Source organism: Synechococcus sp. CB0205, from assembly GCF_000179255.1.
Taxonomy (GTDB): Bacteria; Cyanobacteriota; Cyanobacteriia; order PCC-6307; family Cyanobiaceae; genus Vulcanococcus.
The window spans coordinates 1-18,144 of sequence record NZ_ADXM01000029.1 but is presented as its reverse complement, the minus strand read 5'-3'; the positions used below and the strand labels follow the sequence as shown (position 1 = coordinate 18,144).

Here is an 18,144-nt window from a genome sequence, read left to right as displayed (position 1 = left end):
GTACGGGGCTGAGGGGCGAAAGCGCAATCAGCGCTTGGAGAACTGAGGAGCCTTACGGGCTTTCTTCAGGCCGTACTTACGACGCTCCTTGGCGCGCGGGTCACGGCTGAGGTGCCCTTCAGTCTTGAGGGGCTTGCGGTTGTCGGGGGACAGCTCGCACAGGGCACGGGCAGCGCCTTGCTTGATGGCATCGGCCTGACCGGTCAGACCACCACCGCGGACGTTGACCAGCAGGTCGTACTCACCACCCAGACCAAGGGTCTGCAGGGGAGCCTTGACTGCCGCCAGGTAGGCGGGGTTGTAGTTCAGGTAGTTGTCACCGGGACGACCGTTGATGGTCACGGTGCCATTGCCAGGAACGACGCGGACGCGTGCCACGGCGGTCTTACGACGGCCGGTTCCCCAGTAGACGACTTTGGTGGTGCTCATTTGGCGGAAGCGGCGGGATCGAGGGCCAGGGCCTTGGGCTGTTGGGCGGCGTGGGGGTGCTCAGCACCCTTGTAGACCTTCAGCTTGCGGAAGAGCTGACGACCGAGAGCGTTGTGGGGAAGCATGCCCTTAACGGCCTTCTCGATGATCCGCTCGGGGATCCGTGCCTGCAGCGCAGCGAAGGTTTCGGTCTTCATGCCACCGGGGCGACCGGAGTGACGGCGGTAGACCTTGTCGGAAGCCTTGTTGCCGCTCACACGCACCTTCTCAGCATTGATCACCACGACGAAGTCGCCGGCGTCGATGTGAGGGGCGAAGTTGGGGTTGTTCTTACCCCGCAGAACCGAAGCGACCTCGGTGGCAAGCCGGCCGAGGGTCTGGTTCTCAGCGTCCACCAGATACCACTGGCGTGCTGAGGAATCCTGGGGGGGGACGAGAGTCTTGTTCATCGCGCCGGCGGGCCGGTTCGGATAGGACCCCATCACCACGCTTAGGCGGGTGGGGTTGGACAGGGTGTCTGGACTGTGGGTCTCGACTAATGACGGCAGCCACCCGATCACTCGGGTGTCAATCGCTCGTTGAGTGAACCTACCGCTTCGCCGATCCCCACTTCGGGGGACAGGGTTTACAGGCAGGGGCTGGCCGCCGATGGACATCGGCAGGTCAACTCTGAGACCGGCAGACCCAGTCAGTGCAAGGACTGACCCGGTGCTGCTGGCGGTGCATCAGAGCCCTCCAGCAAATACCGCGGTTGACAATCGTACCAGGCAGCCTGGGGGAAGACCTCACTCGGGTAGCCCACCCTCAGCAGGCACAACCCCTGCGGGGGAGCGGCTTCTTTGACCTCCTCACGGGCCTGGTTTCGCCAGCGGCGACTGAAGGCCTCCAGGCTGAGGCGTCCCTCCCCGACGGCCACCAGCTGCCCCATCACAAGGCGCACCATCCCGTAGAGAAAGCCGCTGGCCTGAAGCTCCACCTCCAGCAGGTCACCGCGGCGCTGCACCGAGACCTCCTGGAGGGTCGTACGGGAGTGTGAACGGGCGCTACCCGCCCTCTCAAACGCCGCAAAATCGTGCTCCCCGAGCATGCCCTCGAGGGCCTCGCGCATCCGGTCCTCATCGAGCCTGAACTGATAGCGGTGCCAGCTCCAGGGAGCCAGAAACAGATTGGGGATGCGGGCGTTGTAGATCGTGTAGCGGTAGCGCCTGTAGGTGGCGCTAAAGCAGGCATGCCAGTCCGCGGGAACGGAAGCTGCTGAACGCACGCGGATGCTGGCCGGCAGGCGGCCGTTGAGGGCCGCGGGCCAGCGGTGCGGAGGAATCGGGCCGGCGCAGTCGAAATGCACCACCTGGCCAGCGGCGTGAACGCCGCTGTCGGTTCGGCCAGCCGCCACAACGGTGGCGGGGCCATCTGGATCCAACTGAACCAAGGCCCGCTCCAGCGCTTCCTGGACGCTGGGGTCCCGGGGCTGGCGCTGCCAGCCGCAATAGGCCGAGCCGTCGTACTGCAGGCAGAGGGCGATGCGCCTAAGCCCCCCTGCTGGCGTCGCGTCAGTCAAAGCTGCTGCACCAAAGCCATAAAAAACCGCGCGGAGGAGAGCCCCCCACGCGGCGCGGATGATCGACAGCAGGTCCGCTCGGACCCACGGACTCAGACCAGCTCGATGATCGCCATTTCGGCGTTGTCGCCACGGCGGGGAACGGTGCGAATGATGCGGGTGTAACCGCCATTGCGGTCGCCGTAACGCTCCTGGGCCTTGTCGAACAGGGCGTGGACCAGTTGCTTGTCGTAGATGTAGCCGATGGCACGACGGCGGGCGGCAAGGCTGCCGTCCTTGGCCAGGGTGATCATGCGCTCAGCTTCATCGCGAAGCGCCTTGGCACGGGCCTTGGTGGTGGTCAGACGACCTTCACGGATCAGCTGAGTGGTCAGAGCGCGAAGCATGGCTTTGCGCTGGTCGGCGGGACGCCCCAACTTGGGGACTCGGCACTGGTGACGCATGACTAAATCGGGTTAACGCGGGAGACAGGGTGCTGCGCGATCAGGCGCTGGTGCGGCTCTGGGGCAGAGAGATACCGATGCGCTCGAGGGCCTCGATCACCTCGTCAGCCGACTTGGAACCGAAGTTCTTGATTTCGAGCAGATCTTCGTAGCTGAAGCCCATCAGGTCAGACACGGAGTTGACTTGGGCGCGCTTCAGGCAGTTGTAGGCGCGAACCGAGAGGTTCAGCTCTTCCAGGGGAATCTGAGCTTCGGCGGAGGGCTCGGGCTCCTGGCCTTGCTCCTCTTCCATGGTCAGGGTCGCCATGGGCTGGATCAAGGTGATCAGCTGGTTGGCGGCCTGGGCCATCGCGTCGTCAGGCGTCAGGGAGCCGTCGGTCTGAATCTCCAGACGCAGGCGCTCACGGGCCGATCCGCCTTCACCGACAGCGGTCTCGTCGATGGTGTAATTCGCCCGCTGGACAGGCATGAAGACGGCGTCAATCTGGAGAAGATCGACAGCGCTGGTGTCCTCAACGCGGCGGTCAACGGGGCGATAGCCAACACCACGCTCGACGTGCACCTCGAGCTCCAGGCTGTGGCCTTCGGCGACGGTGGCAATGGGGCGGGCGGGGTCGATCACCGACACCTGTGAGGAGAACTGCAGGTCACCGGCGGTGACGGTCGCAGGACCATTCACGACCAGGCGGCCGATCTCCAGCTCGCGGGTGCGGCTGTTGACGGCAACGTCCTTGCAGTTGAGAAGGATGTCGAGGACGTCTTCGCGGACGCCAGGAACGGTGGCGTACTCGTGGTTCACGCCAGCGATGCGCACGGCGGTGATGGCGCTGCCCTCCAGGGCACCCATCAGCATGCGGCGCAGGGAATTACCGAGGGTCGTCGCCTGGCCACGCTCAAGGGGGCCAATGACGAAGACGCCGGTTTGGGAACGATCGTCAGCGATCTGGTGTTCAACCCGATCGATCTGGTACTGCAACACGGTCTGAAGCTCAGATAGGTGGATGGACCCCCTCTGGGGCTAGTCGATGCGTCGAATCAGACCCGGCGACGCTTGGAACGGCGGCAACCGTTGTGGGGCAGCGGGGTGACGTCACGGATCAGGGTGATCTCCAGACCGGCAACCTGCAGGGCACGGATGGCGGTTTCACGACCGGAACCAGGACCGCGAACCAGCACCTCGATTTGGCGCATCCCCTGCTCAAGGGCGCGACGGGCTGCTGCTTCTGCGGCGGTCTGGGCGGCGAAGGGGGTGCCTTTACGGGCGCCCTTGAAACCGCTGGCACCAGCGGAGCTCCAGGAGATCACTTCACCAGCGGTGTCAGTGATGGAGACGATGGTGTTGTTGAACGTGCTCTGGATGTGGGCAACGCCATTAGGGACGTTGCGCTTCGTCTTCTTGGAACCAGATTTCTTGGCGGGCTTGGCCATGGATAAAGCCCTGCGGTCGCAGGGAGGTGATCGGGGGTCTTAGGGGGGCAACCTGGTGACGACGGCACGCAATCGGCCGAACGGCAGGTGCTAGGGGGCCAAAGGGCTAGGGCAAGCCGCGGCTTACTTCTTCTTACCGGCCACGGTCTTGCGGCTACCGCGGCGGGTCCGGGCATTGGTGCGGGTGCGCTGACCGCGAACGGGCAGACCGACGCGGTGACGACGGCCACGGACGCAGCCGATGTCCTGCAGGCGCTTCATGGCCATGCCCTCCTGACGGCGAAGATCGCCTTCGAGGGTGTAGCTCTCGGTTGCACCGCGCAGCTTTTGGACGTCGGAATCATCCAGGTCCTTGACGCGGGTGTCGGGGTTGACACCGGTCTTGGCCAGAATCTTTTGGGCCGTGGTCAGGCCGATTCCGTAGACGTAGGTCAGGGCGATTTCGATCCTCTTGTCGCGAGGAATATCAACGCCGGCGATACGAGCCACTGAAAAAACGTTGGGGGTGAGCAGGGGAAGGACTTGAGCGGTTGCCCTCAGAACGAACCGAGAGACACTCAAGCCAGTTGTTTTGGTCCCAAGGGACCGGGGGCAAGGTCAGCGCAGGATCAACCCTGGCGCTGCTTGTGCTTCGGGTTGGTGCAGATGACCATCACCCGACCGTGCCGGCGAATCACGCGGCACTTGTCGCACATTTTCTTGACCGAGGCACGCACCTTCATGGGAGCGGTCTCTCCAAATTTCCAAACAGCGACCTTACCACAGGGGTCAACCCAACATGGCTGCGATCCGATCGGCAATGGCGTCGACTGTGCCGGCCGCTTCGACCGGGGCAATCAGCCCGCGTTCGCGGTAATAGGCAATCAGGGGCTCGGTTTGCACGCGGTAGACCTCCAGGCGGTGGCGGATGACCTCCTCGTTGTCGTCGGCCCGGCCGCGGGAGAGCAATCGCTGCACCAGAACACCGTCATCGAGTTCCATCAGAACGACGAGCTCGATCTGCTGGCCCAGCTCCTCGAGCAGGCTGGCCAGGGCATCGGCCTGGGCGACGTTGCGGGGGAAGCCATCCAGCAACCAGCCACCACTGTGGTTTTGCAGGCGGCTGCGGACGATCGCCAGCACCAGTGCATCGCTCACCAGCTCACCGCGGGCCATCACGGCCTCCGCCTCTTTGCCCAGGTCGCTGCCGGCGGCGACTTCAGCCCGCAGCAGATCACCGGTGGAGAGGTGGAGCAGGCCTTGGCTCTCGGCAAGCTTCTGGGCTTGGGTGCCCTTACCGGCGCCGGGGGGACCGAGGAACAGCAGACGTTGCTTCATGGCAAGGAAGGAAGAGAAGGAGCAAGGAGGGGGGAGTTACTGGCGAACCATGCCTTCGTACCGCTGGGAGATCACGGCGGTTTGCAGTTGCTTGGCGGTCTGAATCGCGACGCCAACCAAGATCAACAGGCTCGTGGCACCCAAGCCTTGGAAGGTCTGCACGCGCGTGGCCGACTCCACGGCCGAGGGCACGATCGCCACAGCCCCTAGGAAAAGGGCGCCCAGCAAAGTCAGACGGTTTTGGATACCCGTCAGGTAAGCCGTGGTCGCTGAGCCAGGGCGAACCCCAGGGATGGCGACACCACCGCGCTTGAGGTTGGAGGCCACGTCCACAGGACGCACCGTGAGGGTGGCGTAGAAGAAGGAGAAGCCAATGATCAGCCCGAAGAAGAGCAGCGCATAGACCCAGGGGGTGCTGCTGTTGGGGCTCAGGAAACTGGCGACCTGAATCAGCGTGGGGTTCTTGCTGAAGTTGGCGATCTGCAGCGGCAGGAAGACCACGGCCGAGGCAAAGATGATCGGCATCACGCCACCGGCATTGAGCTTCAGGGGCAGGTAGCTCTGGCGGGCGGAGATCCCGGCCCCGCCTACCTGGCGCTTGGCGCTGACGATCGGGATGCGGCGGCTGCCCTCCTCGACGCAGACGATGCCAACGATGGTGATCAGGAAGACCGCCACCAGGACGACGATGCCGCCAACGGCCTCACGACCGCCGGTTTGGGCCAACTCGATGGTCGAGCCCAAGGCCCTGGGGAGAGTGGCCACGATGTTCAGGTAGATGACCAGGGACGCGCCCTGGCCGATGCCCCGCTCGGTGATCACCTCACTGAGCCACATCACCACCATCGAACCTGTCACTAGGGCGATCGCCGTCTGCACGACGAAGACCAGATCCGGTGTGCCGGGAAGGGCGTAGGGACGGAGGATCAGGGCAAAGACGATGCTTTGGAACAGTCCCCAGCCCAGGGCGACATAGCGGGTGTACTGGGCGATCTTGCGGCGTCCCGCCTCGCCTTCGTTCTTCTGCAGATCCTCCAGCTGCGGCAGGGCGGATGTCAGCAGCTGAATGATGATCGAGGCGTTGATGAAGGGAAGGATCCCCAGGGCGAAAACACCCAACGCGGAGATGCCGCCACCGGTGAAGATGTCCAGGAAGCCCAGCAGGGAGCCGCCTTGGGCAGCGAAGGCCTGGAAGGCCTGGCGGTCGATCCCAGGCACGGGGATATAGATGCCCAGACGCACCAGGAGCAGCAGCCCCAAGGTGATGAGAACCCTGTCGCGCAGATCCTTGGCTTGGACCAGCTGCGTGAGGATTTCACCGGCACTGGGGTTACGCCCCCGGCTGACGACCATGGCAGGTGCAGACGAACAAGAAAAAACCGCCTAGCGATCGATCCGATCACCAGACGGCATTGACCTTAATGGGCCGTGGACAAGCGGAGATCAGATCTCTTCGCAGGTGCCACCAGCGGCTTCGATCTTCTGGCGGGCCGAGGCGGTGAACGCGGCCGCCTGGACGGTCAGCTTCACGCTGAGTTCGCCATTACCCAGGACCTTCAGGGGGGCCTTGGGGTTGGTCACCAGACCGTCCTTCACCAGGGTGTCGATGTTGACGGTGCTGCCGGCCTTGAGCTCGGACAGCTTGGCAACGTTGATCACCGTGTAGTTCTTGGGGTTGATCACGGTGAAGTGCTTCAGCTTCGGCACCCGGCGGTACAGAGGCATCTGGCCACCCTCGAAGCCAGGACGGGTCGGACGACCCGAACGGGACTTCTGACCGCGCATGCCGAAACCGCAGCTGGCGCCTTGGCCGGCGGCGATGCCGCGTCCCTTACGCAGCTTGCGGCGACGGGCCCCCTTCTGGGGGGCGAGGGACTGGAGATTGAGCGACGTCATGGCGGTCCTCAGGAGTAGATCTGCTCGAGGGAGATGCCACGCTCCTTGGCGGTCTCCTTGTGGGTACGCAGGCCGGCCAGGGCATCCATGGCGGCGCGGGCGTTGTTCAGGGGGGTCTTGGAGCCTAGGCGCTTAGCGAGCACGTTCTTAATGCCGGCAAGCTCAAGCACCGTACGGATGGAACCACCTGCGATCACACCGGTACCAGGGGCAGCGGGACGGATCAGAACGCTGGCAGCGCCGTCACGGCCGTTGCTCAGGGTGGGGATCGAGGAGTGACGGGTCAGAGGCACCTTGACCAGGTGCTTCTTGCCATCGGCGACGCCCTTGCGGACAGCACCGATCACGTCGCCAGCCTTGCCGACGCCGACGCCGACTTGGCCCTTCTCGTTGCCGACGACAACGATGGCCCGGAAGCTCATCTTCTTACCGCCCTTGACGGTCTTGGAGACGCGGCGGATTTGCACCACGCGCTCCTGCCATTCGGAGTCACGCTCCTGGCCACGACGGCCACGGCGGTCGCCACCGCGACGGTCGCCACGGCCTTCGCCGCGACCACCACGGCGCTGGTCCTGCTGCTGACCTTCGGCCGCTGCGGGCACGTCAGCTGCCGCTGGCACGGCGTTGGACTGGGTGTTGTTGGTTTCGGTCATGGTGAGAGCAGGGATCAGAACTGAAGGCCCGCTTCCCGGGCGGCGTCAGCCAGGGCCTTGACACGGCCGTGGTAGAGGTTGCCGCCACGATCGAAGACCACCGATTGAATGCCCTTGGCAAGGGCACGCTTGGCGACCAGCTGACCGACTGCGACAGAAGCATCGCAGGTGGCGCCGATGGTGACGTTGCTGCGGAGCTCTTTATCGACGGTGGAGGCAGAGCAGAGGGTGCTCTGCGCAACGTCGTCGATGACTTGTGCGTAGATGTGGTTGTTGGAGCGGAACACAGCCAGGCGAGGACGCGCGGCGGTGCCGGAGAGATTGCGGCGCAGACGGCGGTGACGCTTTTGTGTCTGCTGCTTGCGGGAAAGGGTGGACATGGAAGTACTGGGTAAAAACGCTTAAGCAGACCTCACTTCTTACCGGTCTTACCGGCCTTGCGGAGGATGCGTTCGCCCGCGTACTTGATGCCCTTGCCCTTGTAAGGCTCGGGGGGACGGATGGCGCGAACTTTGGCCGCTTCGTTGCCCACCAGCTCCTTGTCGGGGCCGGAGACAATCACGGTGGTGTTGCCGTCGACGGCGAAGGTCACGCCCTCGGGGGCGATCATTTCGACCTGGTGGCTGTAACCAGCGCTGACGACGAGCTTCTTGCCCTGAACGGCGGCGCGGTAACCCACACCGACGATCTCGAGCTTGCGGGTGAAGCCCTGGCTGACACCCTCGACCATGTTGGCCACGAGGGTCCGGCACAGACCGTGGCGCTCACGGGAGCGACGGCTGGTGCTGGAGGGGGAGACCACAAGGGTGCTGCCGTCCTGAGCAATGGCCACGCCCTCAGGCAGGGTGCGGCTCAGTTCGCCCTTAGGGCCTTTGACTTTGACGTCAAGGCCGTTGAGGCTGACGGTGACGCCGCCCGGAACGGGAATCGGCGATTTACCAATACGAGACATGAATCAATCCCCCTAATCAGTAGACGTAAGCGAGCACTTCGCCACCGACGCCCTGCTTGCGGGCGTCGCGGTCGCTCATCACACCCTTGGAGGTGGAGATGATGGCCACGCCGAGACCGCCCAGCACTTTGGGGAGCTGACGAGTGTTCTTGTAGACGCGCAGGCCAGGCTTGCTGACTCGCTGCACGGTGCGGATGATCGGCTGGCGATGCTTGCCGCTGTACTTGAGTTCCAGCACCAGGTGCTTCATCACGCCTTCACCTTCTTCGGTGATCTCGGCGATGAAACCTTCCTGTTGCAGCACCTTGGCGATGCTCTGGGCCATGCGCGAGGCAGGCACCTTGGTGGATTGATGACGTTTCTCACTCGCATTGCGAATGCGGGTGAGCATGTCGGAAATCGGGTCGTGATTAGCCATAGGTCGGGTCCGAAGAGGGCTCAGTTGCTGCGGAACGGCATTCCCATCTCGCGGAGGAGGGCCCGGCCCTCTTCGTCGTTACGGGCAGTGGTCACGATGGTGATGTCCATGCCCCGGATGGCATCGATCTTGTCGAAAGAGATCTCGGGAAAAATGATCTGCTCCTTCACCCCGAGGGTGTAGTTGCCACGACCGTCGAAGCTCTTCTCGCTCACACCGCGGAAGTCGCGGATGCGGGGGAGAGCCAGGTTGATGAGACGCTCGAGGAACGCATACATGCGGTCACCGCGGAGGGTGACGGCCACGCCAATCGGCATGCCCTGACGGATTTTGAAGCCAGCGATGGCCTTCTTGGCGCGGGTCACAACCACCTTTTGACCGGTGATGGTGGCCAGCTCCTCGATCGAGGCCTCAAGGGCCTTGGCGTTGGCTGCGGCTTCGCCGAGACCCCGGTTGACGGTGACTTTCACCACCTTGGGGACTTCGTGAATGTTCGAGAGACTGAGATCCTTAAGCAACTTGGGCTGGATCTTCTCCCGATAGTTCTGTTTAAGGGACATGACGGGGAAAGGAGATGCGCTTCTGGGCTTGGTCAGAAGGCGGACAAGGTCGATGTAAGAGAGATCAGTCGAGGATCTCGCCGGTTTTCTTGAGGCGGCGCTTCTTGGTGCCGTCCTTCTCCACCACGATTTCCACGCGGCTGGCCACCTTCTTATCGGTGGAATACAGCATCACGTTGGAAGCGTGCAGGGAGGCCTCTTCGGTCACGATGCGACCGGTTTCGCCTTCCTGGGTGGGCTTCATGTGACGGGTGCGCAGGTTGATGCCCTGCACAACCACGCGGTTCTCATAGGGAAGGGTGCGCAGGACCTCACCGGTCTTGCCCTTGTCCTTACCGCTGATCACCTGGACGGTGTCGCCCTTCTTGATGCGCATTTTGGCGCGCACCTGAACTTTGGCTTTAGGGGTGGCAGTCGCCATCTCAGATCACCTCCGGAGCGAGGGACACGATCTTGGTGAAGTTGCGGTCACGCAGTTCGCGAGCCACAGGACCGAAGACGCGGGTTCCCTTGGGGTTGTTGTCAGTGCCGAGGATCACGGCAGCGTTGTCGTCAAAACGGATCGAGTTGCCGTTGACGCGACGCATGGTGGCTTTGGTGCGAACCACCACAGCCTTGACCACGTCGGACTTTTTCACGCCCATGTTGGGCATGGCGTCCTTGACGGCGGCCACGATCACGTCGCCCACGTGGGCGTAGCGACGGTTGGTGCCCAGCACGCGGATGCACTGGATGCGCTTGGCGCCGCTGTTGTCAGCGACGTTGAGGAACGTTTCCTGTTGAATCATCGGGAGGTCTCCTCAGCTGGCGCTGCTGTTGTTCAGCACCTCGGCCACGGACCAACGCTTGGTGCGGCTGAGGGGACGGGTTTCGGTGATGCGGACGCGGTCACCCACCTTGCAGGTGTTGGCCTCATCGTGCGCCTTGTAGCGCTTGGTGCGGCTCACCGTCTTTTGATAGATGGGGTGGGGAAGCGGTTTTCGACCGCCACCACCACGGTTTTATCCATCTTGTCGCTGACGACGGTGCCGACCCTTTCCTTGGTTGCCATAACGGTTACTTAGGGGATCAGGAAGCGGCGGAGCTCTTGCGCTCCGTTTGCACCGTCAGCAGCTGGGCCAGCTTGATGCGGGCGGCCTTGAAGCGGTGCGGGTTCTCGAGACGGCGGGTGGCCTGCTCGAAACGAAGGGTGAACAGTTCGCGACGGGTGTCGTCGATCTGCGTGGTGATGTCGCCGTCGGAAAGCTTGCGCACCTCGGCGATGTCGGGACGGGCCATGGTCAGGACTCCACGGTGGTGGCGGCCGCGGCGGCAGCCTGGTCAGCTTCCTGATCCGCCAGGGTCAGGAACTTGGTCTTCACGGGCAGCTTGTACTGCGCCAGGCGCATGGCCTCTTTGGCGATCTCGGGGGTGATTTCGGCACCGCCCATCTCGAAGAGAATGCGGCCGGGCTTGATCACAGCCACCCAGAACTCCGGGTTGCCCTTACCGGAACCCATCCGGGTCTCGGCGGGGCGCATGGTCACCGGCTTGTCGGGGAAGATCCGGATCCAGATCTTTCCGCCCCGCTTGACGTAGCGGGTCATGGCACGGCGGCTGGCCTCAATCTGGCGGGAGGTGATCCACCCGCACTCTTGGGCCTGCAGAGCGAACTGACCGAAGGCGATGGTGTTGCCACGGGTGGCGACACCGCGCATGCGGCCGCGCTGCTGCTTACGGAATTTGACGCGTCTTGGACTCAGCATGGTTCAGGCCTCCTGATCACTCTTCGTTCGAACGGTCTTCGAACTGTTGGGGCCGGCGGCTAGCGCGGCGCTTGGGCGCAGCACCCACGGGCACCTTGTCCTGAGTGCCGGGAAGCACTTCCCCTTTGAAGACCCAAACCTTGATGCCCAGCACCCCGTAGGTGGTGGTGGCCACTTTGGTTGCGTAGTCGATGTCGGCGCGGAGGGTGTGCAGGGGCACCCGACCTTCACGGCTCCACTCGGTACGGGCAATTTCTGCACCGTTGAGGCGGCCGCTGACCTGAAGCTTCATGCCCAGGACACCAGCGCGCTGAGCACGCTGGATGGCCATACGCATGACGCGACGGAAGGCAACACGCTTCTCGAGCTGTTGAGCGATGTACTCAGCCAGCAGGAAGGCGTCAGCGTCAACGCGCTCCACTTCCACCACGTTGATCCGCACCTGACGGGCGGAGTCACCAATGGTTTTTTGGATGCCGCTGCGCAGCTCTTCAATGCCGCTGCCCTGGCGGCCGACGAGAACGCCGGGGCGGGCAGTTTTGAGCTCAACCTCAAGCTGATCGGCCTTGCGGGCGATCACAACGTCGCTGATGCCAGCGGCGCCGTACTTCTTGTGGATGAACTTACGGATCTGATCGTCTTCCTTCAGGAGAGACGGATAGGTCTTGCTGGGGGCGTACCAGCGGGACCGGTGTTCCTGGGTGATCCCCAGGCGCAAGCCGGTTGGATGGATCTTGTGTCCCATCGATCGGTGTCCTCGGGGGTCAGGCGGCAGGAGCCACAGCAATGCTGATGTGGCAAGTCTTTTTCTGGATCGCGTAGGCGCGACCCTGGGCACGGGGGCGATAACGCTTCATCACCGGACCCATGTCAGCCGTAGCGACAGAGATCACGAGAGAGGCGGGATCGAGACCCAGGTTGTGCTCGGCGTTGGCCACAGCGCTGCGCAGGACCTTGGTGATCGGTCCGGTGGAGCGGTAGGGCATGAACTCGAGCATGATCAGCGCGTCGCGATAGCTGCGACCGCGGATCTGGTCGAGAACCCGGCGAACCTTGGACACGGAACCGCGGATATAGCGGCCGTGTGCCTGGGCAGTCGTGGATGAGGTGTTTGCCATGTCCTCAGCGGCCTCCTTTCTTGTCCTTGATGTGGCCGCGGAAGTTGCGCGTTGGCGCAAATTCCCCCAGCTTGTGGCCCACCATCTGCTCCGTCACGTAGACGGGCACATGGGCCTTGCCGTTGTGCACGGCAATGGTGTGGCCGATCATCATCGGCAGAATCGTGGAAGCACGTGACCAGGTCTTGATCACGGACTTGTCATCGGCGGCGTTCTGCTTCTCAACCTTCCGCAGAAGGCTGTCGGCAATGAACGGACCTTTTTTGAGTGAACGTCCCATAGCGGTTTAAACGAACAGCAAAGCGGTGAGGTTGATCAGGAATCGCGTCCGCCACGGCTCCGCTTGGAGGTGCGGCGACGTTTCCGGAGCACAAACCGATTGCTGGGTTTGTTCCGCTTGCGGGTCTTGAGGCCCAGTGCAGGCTTACCCCAAGGAGTGACAGGGCCAGAACGGCCGATCGGAGCGCGGCCCTCGCCACCACCGTGGGGGTGATCGCAGGGGTTCATCACGCTGCCTCGGACCTGGGGGCGACGACCCAGCCAGCGGCGACGGCCGGCCTTGCCCAGGCTGGTGTTCCGAACCTCAGCGTTACCCACTTCGCCGAGGGTGGCGTAGCACTCACGGCGGACCAGGCGCACCTCGGTGGAGGGCAGCTTGAGGGCGACGTAGTCACCTTCCTTGGCCATCACTTGAGCGCTGGCACCAGCGGTACGAACCATCTGGCCACCGCGACCGGCGTAGAGCTCAACGCAGTGAACGCTGGAGCCCAGGGGGATCGCCGAGAGGGGCAGGGCATTGCCGGTCTCGATCGGAGCATCGGGGCCGGAGACCACGGTGGAGCCCACGGTCACGCCAGCCGGAGCCAGGATGTAGCGCTTCTCGCCATCGGCGTAGAAGAGCAAAGCCAGGCGGGCGTTGCGGTGGGGGTCGTAGTGGATCGCTGCCACCTTGGCGACCACACCGTGCTTATTGCGGCGGAAGTCGACCAGGCGATAGAGGCGCTTGTGGCCACCACCGCGATGGCGGCAGGTGATCACACCGCGGTTGTTGCGACCTTTGCGTTGGTGCTTGGCCACCACCAGGCCCCGTTCGCGACCACGACCGGTGACTTCAGCGAAATCGCTGGCGACACGGGTACGGGTGCCGGGGGTGATGGGGCGGTACTTACGGATTCCCATAGTTCTTCAGACCCCTCAGGCTTCAGGGAACAGCTGGATGGCATTGCCATCGGCAAGGCGAACCACAGCCTTCTTCACCTGGGCACGCTTGCCGGCGAATCGGCCCACGCGGCGGGAGCGGCGAGGGGGGTTCATGGTGCTCACACCAACGACTTTGACGTCGAACAGTTGTTCAACGGCAGCCTTGATGTCGGGCTTGGCAGCCCGATGGTCCACCTCAAAGGTGTACTGATTGAGCTCGATGGCGCGGGTGGCCTTCTCAGTAATCAGGGGCCGACGGATCACATCCGCCAGGCGACCTTGAAAGCGTTCAGTCATCGCCGTAGACCTCCTGAATCTTCGCGAGTGCTTCCTCGCTCACCACCAAGGAATTGGCGTGGAGCAGGTCGAACACGTTGAGCTGATCTGCGGCGATCAGCTTCACCTTTTCGAGGTTGCGCACCGAGCGGCGCACCACCTCGCTGGGGGCATCCAGCACCACCAGCACCTTGGAGCCAGCGGCGATGCCGAAGCGGCTCAGGGCAGCGGTGATTTCTTTGGTCTTCGGGGTTTCAAGACCCGAAGCAAAGCCCTTCACCACAGTGATGTCAGCGGCGCGGCTCATCAGCGCAGTGCGCAGAGCCAGGCGACGCTCCTTGCGGTTCATCGCAAGGTTGTAGGTGCGGGGCTTCGGCCCGAACACCACACCACCGCCGGGACGCAGGGGGGTCCGGATCGAACCCTGACGGGCGCGACCGGTGCCCTTCTGCTTGTAGGGCTTGCGGCCACCGCCGGCCACCTCAGCGCGGGTGAGGGTGCTGGCCGTGCCCTGACGGGCATGGGCGAGCTGACGCACCACAGCGCGGTGCACCAGATCGTTAGCGGAGCTTTCCTTAGCGACTTTCAGGTCAAGGCTGGCCTTGCCGGCCTCTTTGCCTTGCCAGTCGCGAACAACACAGTTAGCCATCTCTGTCCTCCTCAGTTCGCGGCTTTGGCGCCCACCCGCTTAGCGGGGAGGATGTTCAGCAGGGCTCCGGGCTTACCGGGAACCGAGCCTTTCACCACGAGCAGGTTGCGCTCAGCATCCACCTTGAGGATGGTGAGGCCGCGGGTGGTGATTTGCTTGCCGCCGTAGCGACCAGCCATGCGCTTGCCGGGGTACACGCGGCCGGGGGTCGTACCCGCACCGGTGGAGCCAGGCTCGCGGTGGTTCTTCGAACCGTGGGTCATGGGACCGCGGCTGAAGCCGTGGCGCTTCTGGTAACCAGCGAAACCACGACCGATGGTGTCGCCGCTCACATCGACCTTCTGGCCCGCCTCAAAGGCGGCCACGGTGACGTCACCACCGAGTTCCAGACCGTCGACAGAGTCAACGCGGTATTCCTTCAGGTGGCGCAGCAGCTCGTCGCCCGACTTAGCCAGGTGGCCCTTAGCGGGCTTGCTGACGAGCTTTTCGCGGATATCACCGAAGCCCAGCTGAACGGCGGTGTAGCCGTCGGTGCTGTCGGTTTTGAGTTGGGTAATGCGGCAAGGACCTGCCTCGATCACGGTGACCGGGATGGCCCTGCCTTCGTCGTCGAAGAACTGGGACATGCCCAGTTTCTTCCCAAGAATGCCGATGGACATAAGGAGGGAGATACGCCAGCTGGACCACCACTCACAGGGAGTGGCGTGACTGAATCGAGTGGCGCAAGAAACCGATGGAGCTGAAATTTCCGGTTAACCCGGAACTGCAGTGGACCAATGCGGCGGAGCTAGCGACTCGAATCAGTGGGGGCTGGGACTTGCTCAGAAGAAGAAGCCAAAGGCGTCTTCAAGGTTGAGCAGTATCCCGGCGACTCAGAAGAGCCACACGGGCCCGGGAAGGCCGCCACCACTGGCGACCTTGTGCATTGCCCTGGAGGCCCGGCTAGCGGACGGGCACAGTTGCAATTGCACAAGCGAACACCATACCCCAGCGCATAACACCCTTCCCTTGCGATCAGCTGCCAGACTTCCGCAAGCGCTGATCCGCCCCATGCCCCTGCTGCTCACCGGCCGCGGTTTCCGCCAGGAGCTGGAGCGGGCGGGCGCCTTGGCCCTCTACGCACCATTAGAAGGTGGCGCCGAGACCAGGCTGCTGCGCCGGATGCGCGCCGCTGGCTACCGGGCCCAGCTCACCTCCGCACGCGGCCTGGGGGATCCAGAAGCGTTCCTTCTGCAGTCCCACGGCGTGCGTCCTCCCCACCTCGGGCACCAAAGCGTTGGCCGCGGCGCGGCCGTTGGTGAGGTGCAAATGGCCACCCCACAACTGGGACACCTCTTTGAGGGCAACGCCCCTGTGCTGCTTTGGCTGCTGGAGGGGCAGGTCCTCTCCACCGCTGAGCTCGAGTCGCTGATCAATCTGACCCAACGGGAGCCCCGCCTGAAGATCGTCGTGGAGATGGGCGGCGCCCGTGCCCTGCGATGGCAGCCCCTGAGCTCCGTTCTGACCGCAACCGTTTGACCCCAGAGGCGGCCCTTCAAAACGGCCGCTGGGTCAAATTGATCTGCGGCGCCGGAAATCAAGACCTGGCGGCCATCGAAGACCTCTGCGCGCTCTACACCGCAGCGGGCATCCACTGCATCGACATTGCCGCCGATACGGGCGTTGCGGAGGCCGCCAGGCGCGGCATGGACTGGGCTGTGGCCCGGGGTGCCCAGCGCCCCTGGCTGATGGTCAGCCTCAGCGACGGCGCCGACCCCCACTTCCGCAAGGCCAGCTTTGACCCCAGCCGCTGTCCCACCGACTGCCCCAGGCCCTGCCAAAAGGTCTGCCCGGCCTTGGCCATTGGCGATCACGGCGGCGTCCAGGCGGAGCGCTGCTACGGCTGTGGGCGCTGCCTGCCCGCCTGCCCCCTGGGCCTGATCGATGAACAGCAGCAGTGGCTCAGCGCCGAAGCGGTCCCCGAACTCCTCCGGAGCATCAACCCGGATGCGGTTGAACTGCACACCCAGGCGGGACGACAGAGCGCCTTCGAAGCCCGCCTGAGCCAGCTCAAGGCCAGCGGCGTTCGCCTCCAGCGCCTGGCGATCAGCTGCGGACTGGAGCGGGGCGCCGGCAGCCAGGAGACCACACCCCTGAGTAGCCGGGAGCTCGCCAGGGAGCTCTGGCAGCGCTTTGGCGCCCTGCGCCAGGCGGGCTACCGGCCGCTCTGGCAGCTCGATGGTCGTCCCATGAGCGGGGACGTCGGAGTGGGGACCGCCCGCTCCGCCGTGAAATTGCTGGAGGCGATCGCCCCCTGGGCACCGCCAGGCCCGCTGCAACTGGCCGGGGGAACCAACGGCAAAACGGTTGAGCTCCTGGGCCCCAGCCGCCGGGCGGCCGGTGTTGCCTTTGGCGGGATGGCCCGCAGCCTGCTGCAACCCTGGCTGCAGGAAGCCGATGAGCGCGGGCAGCCCCTGAGGGACATTCCCGAGCTCGAAGCGATCGCCAGCACCAGCGTGATGGCCCTCATCCAACCCTGGCTGGAGCGCTAATCGCTAGAACGCCCCCATGGCTTCAGCACCGACCAGCCCGCAACGCATCACGGACGACCTCGATCGCCTGCTCGAGGTCTTGCCCGAGGCCGTGCGCAGTGCCCTGGGCTCCGCTGAAGCCCGTGAGCAATTGCTTGAGGTCGTCCTTGATCTCGGCCGGATCCCTGAGGCCCGTTACCCGGGACGTGCCGTCCCCCTTGGGGCGAACCCGATTGAGCGCAGCGACCTGGCGGCGGTGGTCGAACAACTCGGAACCTTTGGAGGCGACAACCGAGCGGGCATCGAGCGGACCCTGCACCGCATCAGCGCCATTCGCAACCGCAGCGGCGACGTCGTCGGCCTGACCTGCCGGGTCGGCCGAGCGGTGTTCGGCACCGTGGCCATGGTCCGGGACCTGATGGATTCCGGTCAGTCGCTCCTGCTGATGGGGCGCCCAGGCGTCGGCAAAACAACCGCCCTTCGAGAGATTGCACGGGTCCTGGCCGATGAGCTGGACAAGCGGGTGGTCGTCATCGACACCAGCAACGAAATTGCAGGCGATGGGGACATCCCTCACCCCGCCATCGGCCGGGCCCGGCGCATGCAAGTGACCCGGCCGGAGCTGCAGCACCAGGTGATGATCGAGGCGGTGGAGAACCACATGCCCGAGATCATCGTGATCGATGAGATCGGGACGGAGCTGGAGGCCCAGGCGGCGCGCACCATCGCCGAGAGGGGCGTGATGCTGGTGGCCACGGCCCACGGCAACGAGCTGGCCAATCTGGTCAAGAACCCCACCCTCAGCGACCTGGTGGGGGGCATCGAATCCGTCACCCTCGGCGACGAGGAGGCCCGGCGGCGACGGACGCAAAAGACCGTCCTCGAGCGCGCCGCCGAACCCACCTTCCCCATGGCGGTGGAAATGCACAGCCGCGACCGCTGGCTCGTGCATCGCGACGTCGCCCGCACGGTGGACCTGCTGCTGCGCGGTC

At 64.2% G+C, this 18,144-nt stretch carries 30 protein-coding genes and 1 pseudogene; 3 read left to right on the top strand and 28 right to left on the bottom strand.

Translation table 11 applies throughout. The features are described from left to right. Positions 1 to 27: 27 nt before the first annotated feature. From rpsI to rplC, 28 genes and pseudogenes are all read right to left on the bottom strand, one after another. The gene (gene rpsI, locus CB0205_RS0104885) at positions 28 to 429 is read right to left on the bottom strand and encodes a 30S ribosomal protein S9 (RefSeq protein ID WP_010314999.1); all 402 of its coding nucleotides are present in this window, start codon (positions 427 to 429) and stop codon (positions 28 to 30) included. Then, the gene (gene rplM / locus CB0205_RS0104880; protein ID WP_010314998.1) at positions 426 to 878 is read right to left on the bottom strand and encodes a 50S ribosomal protein L13; all 453 of its coding nucleotides are present in this window, start codon (positions 876 to 878) and stop codon (positions 426 to 428) included. The genes rpsI and rplM overlap by 4 nt, the downstream gene beginning before the upstream one ends. Positions 879 to 1,117: 239 nt before the next feature. After that, positions 1,118 to 1,987, bottom strand: coding sequence for a tRNA pseudouridine(38-40) synthase TruA (gene truA / locus CB0205_RS0104875; protein ID WP_010314997.1), 870 nt, complete (start codon positions 1,985 to 1,987; stop codon positions 1,118 to 1,120). 92 nt (positions 1,988 to 2,079) lie between these two features. Beyond that, entirely contained in the window at positions 2,080 to 2,430 is a 351-nt protein-coding gene (gene rplQ / locus CB0205_RS0104870; protein ID WP_010314995.1) for a 50S ribosomal protein L17, read from the bottom strand. A 40-nt stretch (positions 2,431 to 2,470) separates the two neighbouring features. Further along, complete coding sequence (locus CB0205_RS0104865) at positions 2,471 to 3,409, bottom strand: DNA-directed RNA polymerase subunit alpha (RefSeq protein WP_010314993.1); 939 nt, start codon at positions 3,407 to 3,409, stop codon at positions 2,471 to 2,473. Positions 3,410 to 3,465: 56 nt separating this feature from the next. Further along, entirely contained in the window at positions 3,466 to 3,858 is a 393-nt protein-coding gene (gene rpsK, locus CB0205_RS0104860) for a 30S ribosomal protein S11 (protein ID WP_010314991.1), read from the bottom strand. Between the two features lie 123 nt (positions 3,859 to 3,981). Beyond that, positions 3,982 to 4,347 (bottom strand): 30S ribosomal protein S13, encoded by a 366-nt coding sequence (gene rpsM, locus CB0205_RS0104855; RefSeq protein WP_010314989.1) that lies wholly within the window; start codon positions 4,345 to 4,347, stop codon positions 3,982 to 3,984. 119 nt (positions 4,348 to 4,466) lie between these two features. Continuing rightward, the gene (gene rpmJ, locus CB0205_RS0104850) at positions 4,467 to 4,580 is read right to left on the bottom strand and encodes a 50S ribosomal protein L36 (RefSeq protein ID WP_006173336.1); all 114 of its coding nucleotides are present in this window, start codon (positions 4,578 to 4,580) and stop codon (positions 4,467 to 4,469) included. A gap of 46 nt (positions 4,581 to 4,626) precedes the next feature. Further along, positions 4,627 to 5,175, bottom strand: coding sequence for an adenylate kinase (locus CB0205_RS0104845; RefSeq protein WP_010314970.1), 549 nt, complete (start codon positions 5,173 to 5,175; stop codon positions 4,627 to 4,629). Between the two features lie 36 nt (positions 5,176 to 5,211). After that, positions 5,212 to 6,528 carry a preprotein translocase subunit SecY gene (gene secY, locus CB0205_RS0104840; protein WP_010314968.1) on the bottom strand — a complete coding sequence of 439 codons (1,317 nt, stop codon included), beginning with the start codon at positions 6,526 to 6,528 and terminating at the stop codon, positions 5,212 to 5,214. Between the two features lie 90 nt (positions 6,529 to 6,618). Further along, a complete protein-coding gene (gene rplO, locus CB0205_RS0104835; RefSeq protein WP_010314964.1) occupies positions 6,619 to 7,071 on the bottom strand; it encodes a 50S ribosomal protein L15 in 453 nt (150 codons plus the stop codon). A gap of 8 nt (positions 7,072 to 7,079) precedes the next feature. Further along, positions 7,080 to 7,724 carry a 30S ribosomal protein S5 gene (rpsE, locus tag CB0205_RS0104830; RefSeq protein WP_010314962.1) on the bottom strand — a complete coding sequence of 215 codons (645 nt, stop codon included), beginning with the start codon at positions 7,722 to 7,724 and terminating at the stop codon, positions 7,080 to 7,082. Positions 7,725 to 7,738: 14 nt separating this feature from the next. Continuing rightward, complete coding sequence (rplR, locus tag CB0205_RS0104825; protein WP_010314960.1) at positions 7,739 to 8,104, bottom strand: 50S ribosomal protein L18; 366 nt, start codon at positions 8,102 to 8,104, stop codon at positions 7,739 to 7,741. A 32-nt stretch (positions 8,105 to 8,136) separates the two neighbouring features. Continuing rightward, the gene (gene rplF, locus CB0205_RS0104820) at positions 8,137 to 8,676 is read right to left on the bottom strand and encodes a 50S ribosomal protein L6 (RefSeq protein ID WP_010314956.1); all 540 of its coding nucleotides are present in this window, start codon (positions 8,674 to 8,676) and stop codon (positions 8,137 to 8,139) included. A gap of 16 nt (positions 8,677 to 8,692) precedes the next feature. Continuing rightward, positions 8,693 to 9,094, bottom strand: a complete 402-nt coding sequence (rpsH, locus tag CB0205_RS0104815) for a 30S ribosomal protein S8 (RefSeq protein WP_010314954.1) — start codon at positions 9,092 to 9,094, stop codon at positions 8,693 to 8,695. A gap of 20 nt (positions 9,095 to 9,114) precedes the next feature. Further along, a complete protein-coding gene (rplE, locus tag CB0205_RS0104810; protein WP_010314952.1) occupies positions 9,115 to 9,654 on the bottom strand; it encodes a 50S ribosomal protein L5 in 540 nt (179 codons plus the stop codon). A 64-nt stretch (positions 9,655 to 9,718) separates the two neighbouring features. Next, positions 9,719 to 10,075, bottom strand: a complete 357-nt coding sequence (rplX, locus tag CB0205_RS0104805; protein ID WP_010314950.1) for a 50S ribosomal protein L24 — start codon at positions 10,073 to 10,075, stop codon at positions 9,719 to 9,721. Position 10,076: 1 nt separating this feature from the next. Next, positions 10,077 to 10,442 carry a 50S ribosomal protein L14 gene (gene rplN / locus CB0205_RS0104800; protein ID WP_010314948.1) on the bottom strand — a complete coding sequence of 122 codons (366 nt, stop codon included), beginning with the start codon at positions 10,440 to 10,442 and terminating at the stop codon, positions 10,077 to 10,079. Between the two features lie 12 nt (positions 10,443 to 10,454). Then, positions 10,455 to 10,705: pseudogene (gene rpsQ, locus CB0205_RS0104795) on the bottom strand (30S ribosomal protein S17). A gap of 17 nt (positions 10,706 to 10,722) precedes the next feature. Beyond that, positions 10,723 to 10,932, bottom strand: coding sequence for a 50S ribosomal protein L29 (rpmC, locus tag CB0205_RS0104790; RefSeq protein WP_010314946.1), 210 nt, complete (start codon positions 10,930 to 10,932; stop codon positions 10,723 to 10,725). A gap of 2 nt (positions 10,933 to 10,934) precedes the next feature. Further along, positions 10,935 to 11,399, bottom strand: a complete 465-nt coding sequence (gene rplP, locus CB0205_RS0104785) for a 50S ribosomal protein L16 (protein WP_029626118.1) — start codon at positions 11,397 to 11,399, stop codon at positions 10,935 to 10,937. Between the two features lie 16 nt (positions 11,400 to 11,415). Continuing rightward, positions 11,416 to 12,144: a 30S ribosomal protein S3 gene (gene rpsC, locus CB0205_RS0104780; protein WP_010314943.1), complete on the bottom strand. Its 729-nt coding sequence runs from the start codon at positions 12,142 to 12,144 to the stop codon at positions 11,416 to 11,418. A gap of 19 nt (positions 12,145 to 12,163) precedes the next feature. Then, positions 12,164 to 12,517, bottom strand: coding sequence for a 50S ribosomal protein L22 (rplV, locus tag CB0205_RS0104775; RefSeq protein WP_029626117.1), 354 nt, complete (start codon positions 12,515 to 12,517; stop codon positions 12,164 to 12,166). 4 nt (positions 12,518 to 12,521) lie between these two features. Continuing rightward, complete coding sequence (gene rpsS, locus CB0205_RS0104770) at positions 12,522 to 12,797, bottom strand: 30S ribosomal protein S19 (protein ID WP_010311665.1); 276 nt, start codon at positions 12,795 to 12,797, stop codon at positions 12,522 to 12,524. Positions 12,798 to 12,832: 35 nt separating this feature from the next. Beyond that, on the bottom strand, positions 12,833 to 13,696 hold the full coding sequence (gene rplB, locus CB0205_RS0104765) for a 50S ribosomal protein L2 (RefSeq protein WP_010314938.1): 864 nt from the start codon (positions 13,694 to 13,696) through the stop codon (positions 12,833 to 12,835). Between the two features lie 15 nt (positions 13,697 to 13,711). After that, positions 13,712 to 14,014, bottom strand: a complete 303-nt coding sequence (locus CB0205_RS0104760; protein ID WP_010314935.1) for a 50S ribosomal protein L23 — start codon at positions 14,012 to 14,014, stop codon at positions 13,712 to 13,714. After that, positions 14,007 to 14,642 carry a 50S ribosomal protein L4 gene (rplD, locus tag CB0205_RS0104755; RefSeq protein ID WP_010314934.1) on the bottom strand — a complete coding sequence of 212 codons (636 nt, stop codon included), beginning with the start codon at positions 14,640 to 14,642 and terminating at the stop codon, positions 14,007 to 14,009. The genes CB0205_RS0104760 and rplD overlap by 8 nt, the downstream gene beginning before the upstream one ends. 11 nt (positions 14,643 to 14,653) lie before the next feature. Further along, positions 14,654 to 15,301: a 50S ribosomal protein L3 gene (rplC, locus tag CB0205_RS0104750; protein WP_010314932.1), complete on the bottom strand. Its 648-nt coding sequence runs from the start codon at positions 15,299 to 15,301 to the stop codon at positions 14,654 to 14,656. A 391-nt stretch (positions 15,302 to 15,692) separates the two neighbouring features. Here rplC and CB0205_RS0104745 point away from each other — a divergent pair, with 391 nt between their 5' ends. The 3 genes from CB0205_RS0104745 to CB0205_RS0104735 form a co-directional block, all read left to right on the top strand. Beyond that, positions 15,693 to 16,160: an NAD(P)H-quinone oxidoreductase subunit N gene (locus tag CB0205_RS0104745; protein WP_010314930.1), complete on the top strand. Its 468-nt coding sequence runs from the start codon at positions 15,693 to 15,695 to the stop codon at positions 16,158 to 16,160. Next, a complete protein-coding gene (locus tag CB0205_RS0104740; RefSeq protein ID WP_029626116.1) occupies positions 16,121 to 17,173 on the top strand; it encodes an LdpA C-terminal domain-containing domain in 1,053 nt (350 codons plus the stop codon). Before CB0205_RS0104745 ends, CB0205_RS0104740 begins: the two co-directional genes overlap by 40 nt. A 16-nt stretch (positions 17,174 to 17,189) precedes the next feature. Further along, positions 17,190 to 18,144: AAA family ATPase (locus CB0205_RS0104735; RefSeq protein WP_010314926.1), on the top strand; the 955-nt coding region annotated here is incomplete at its 3' end.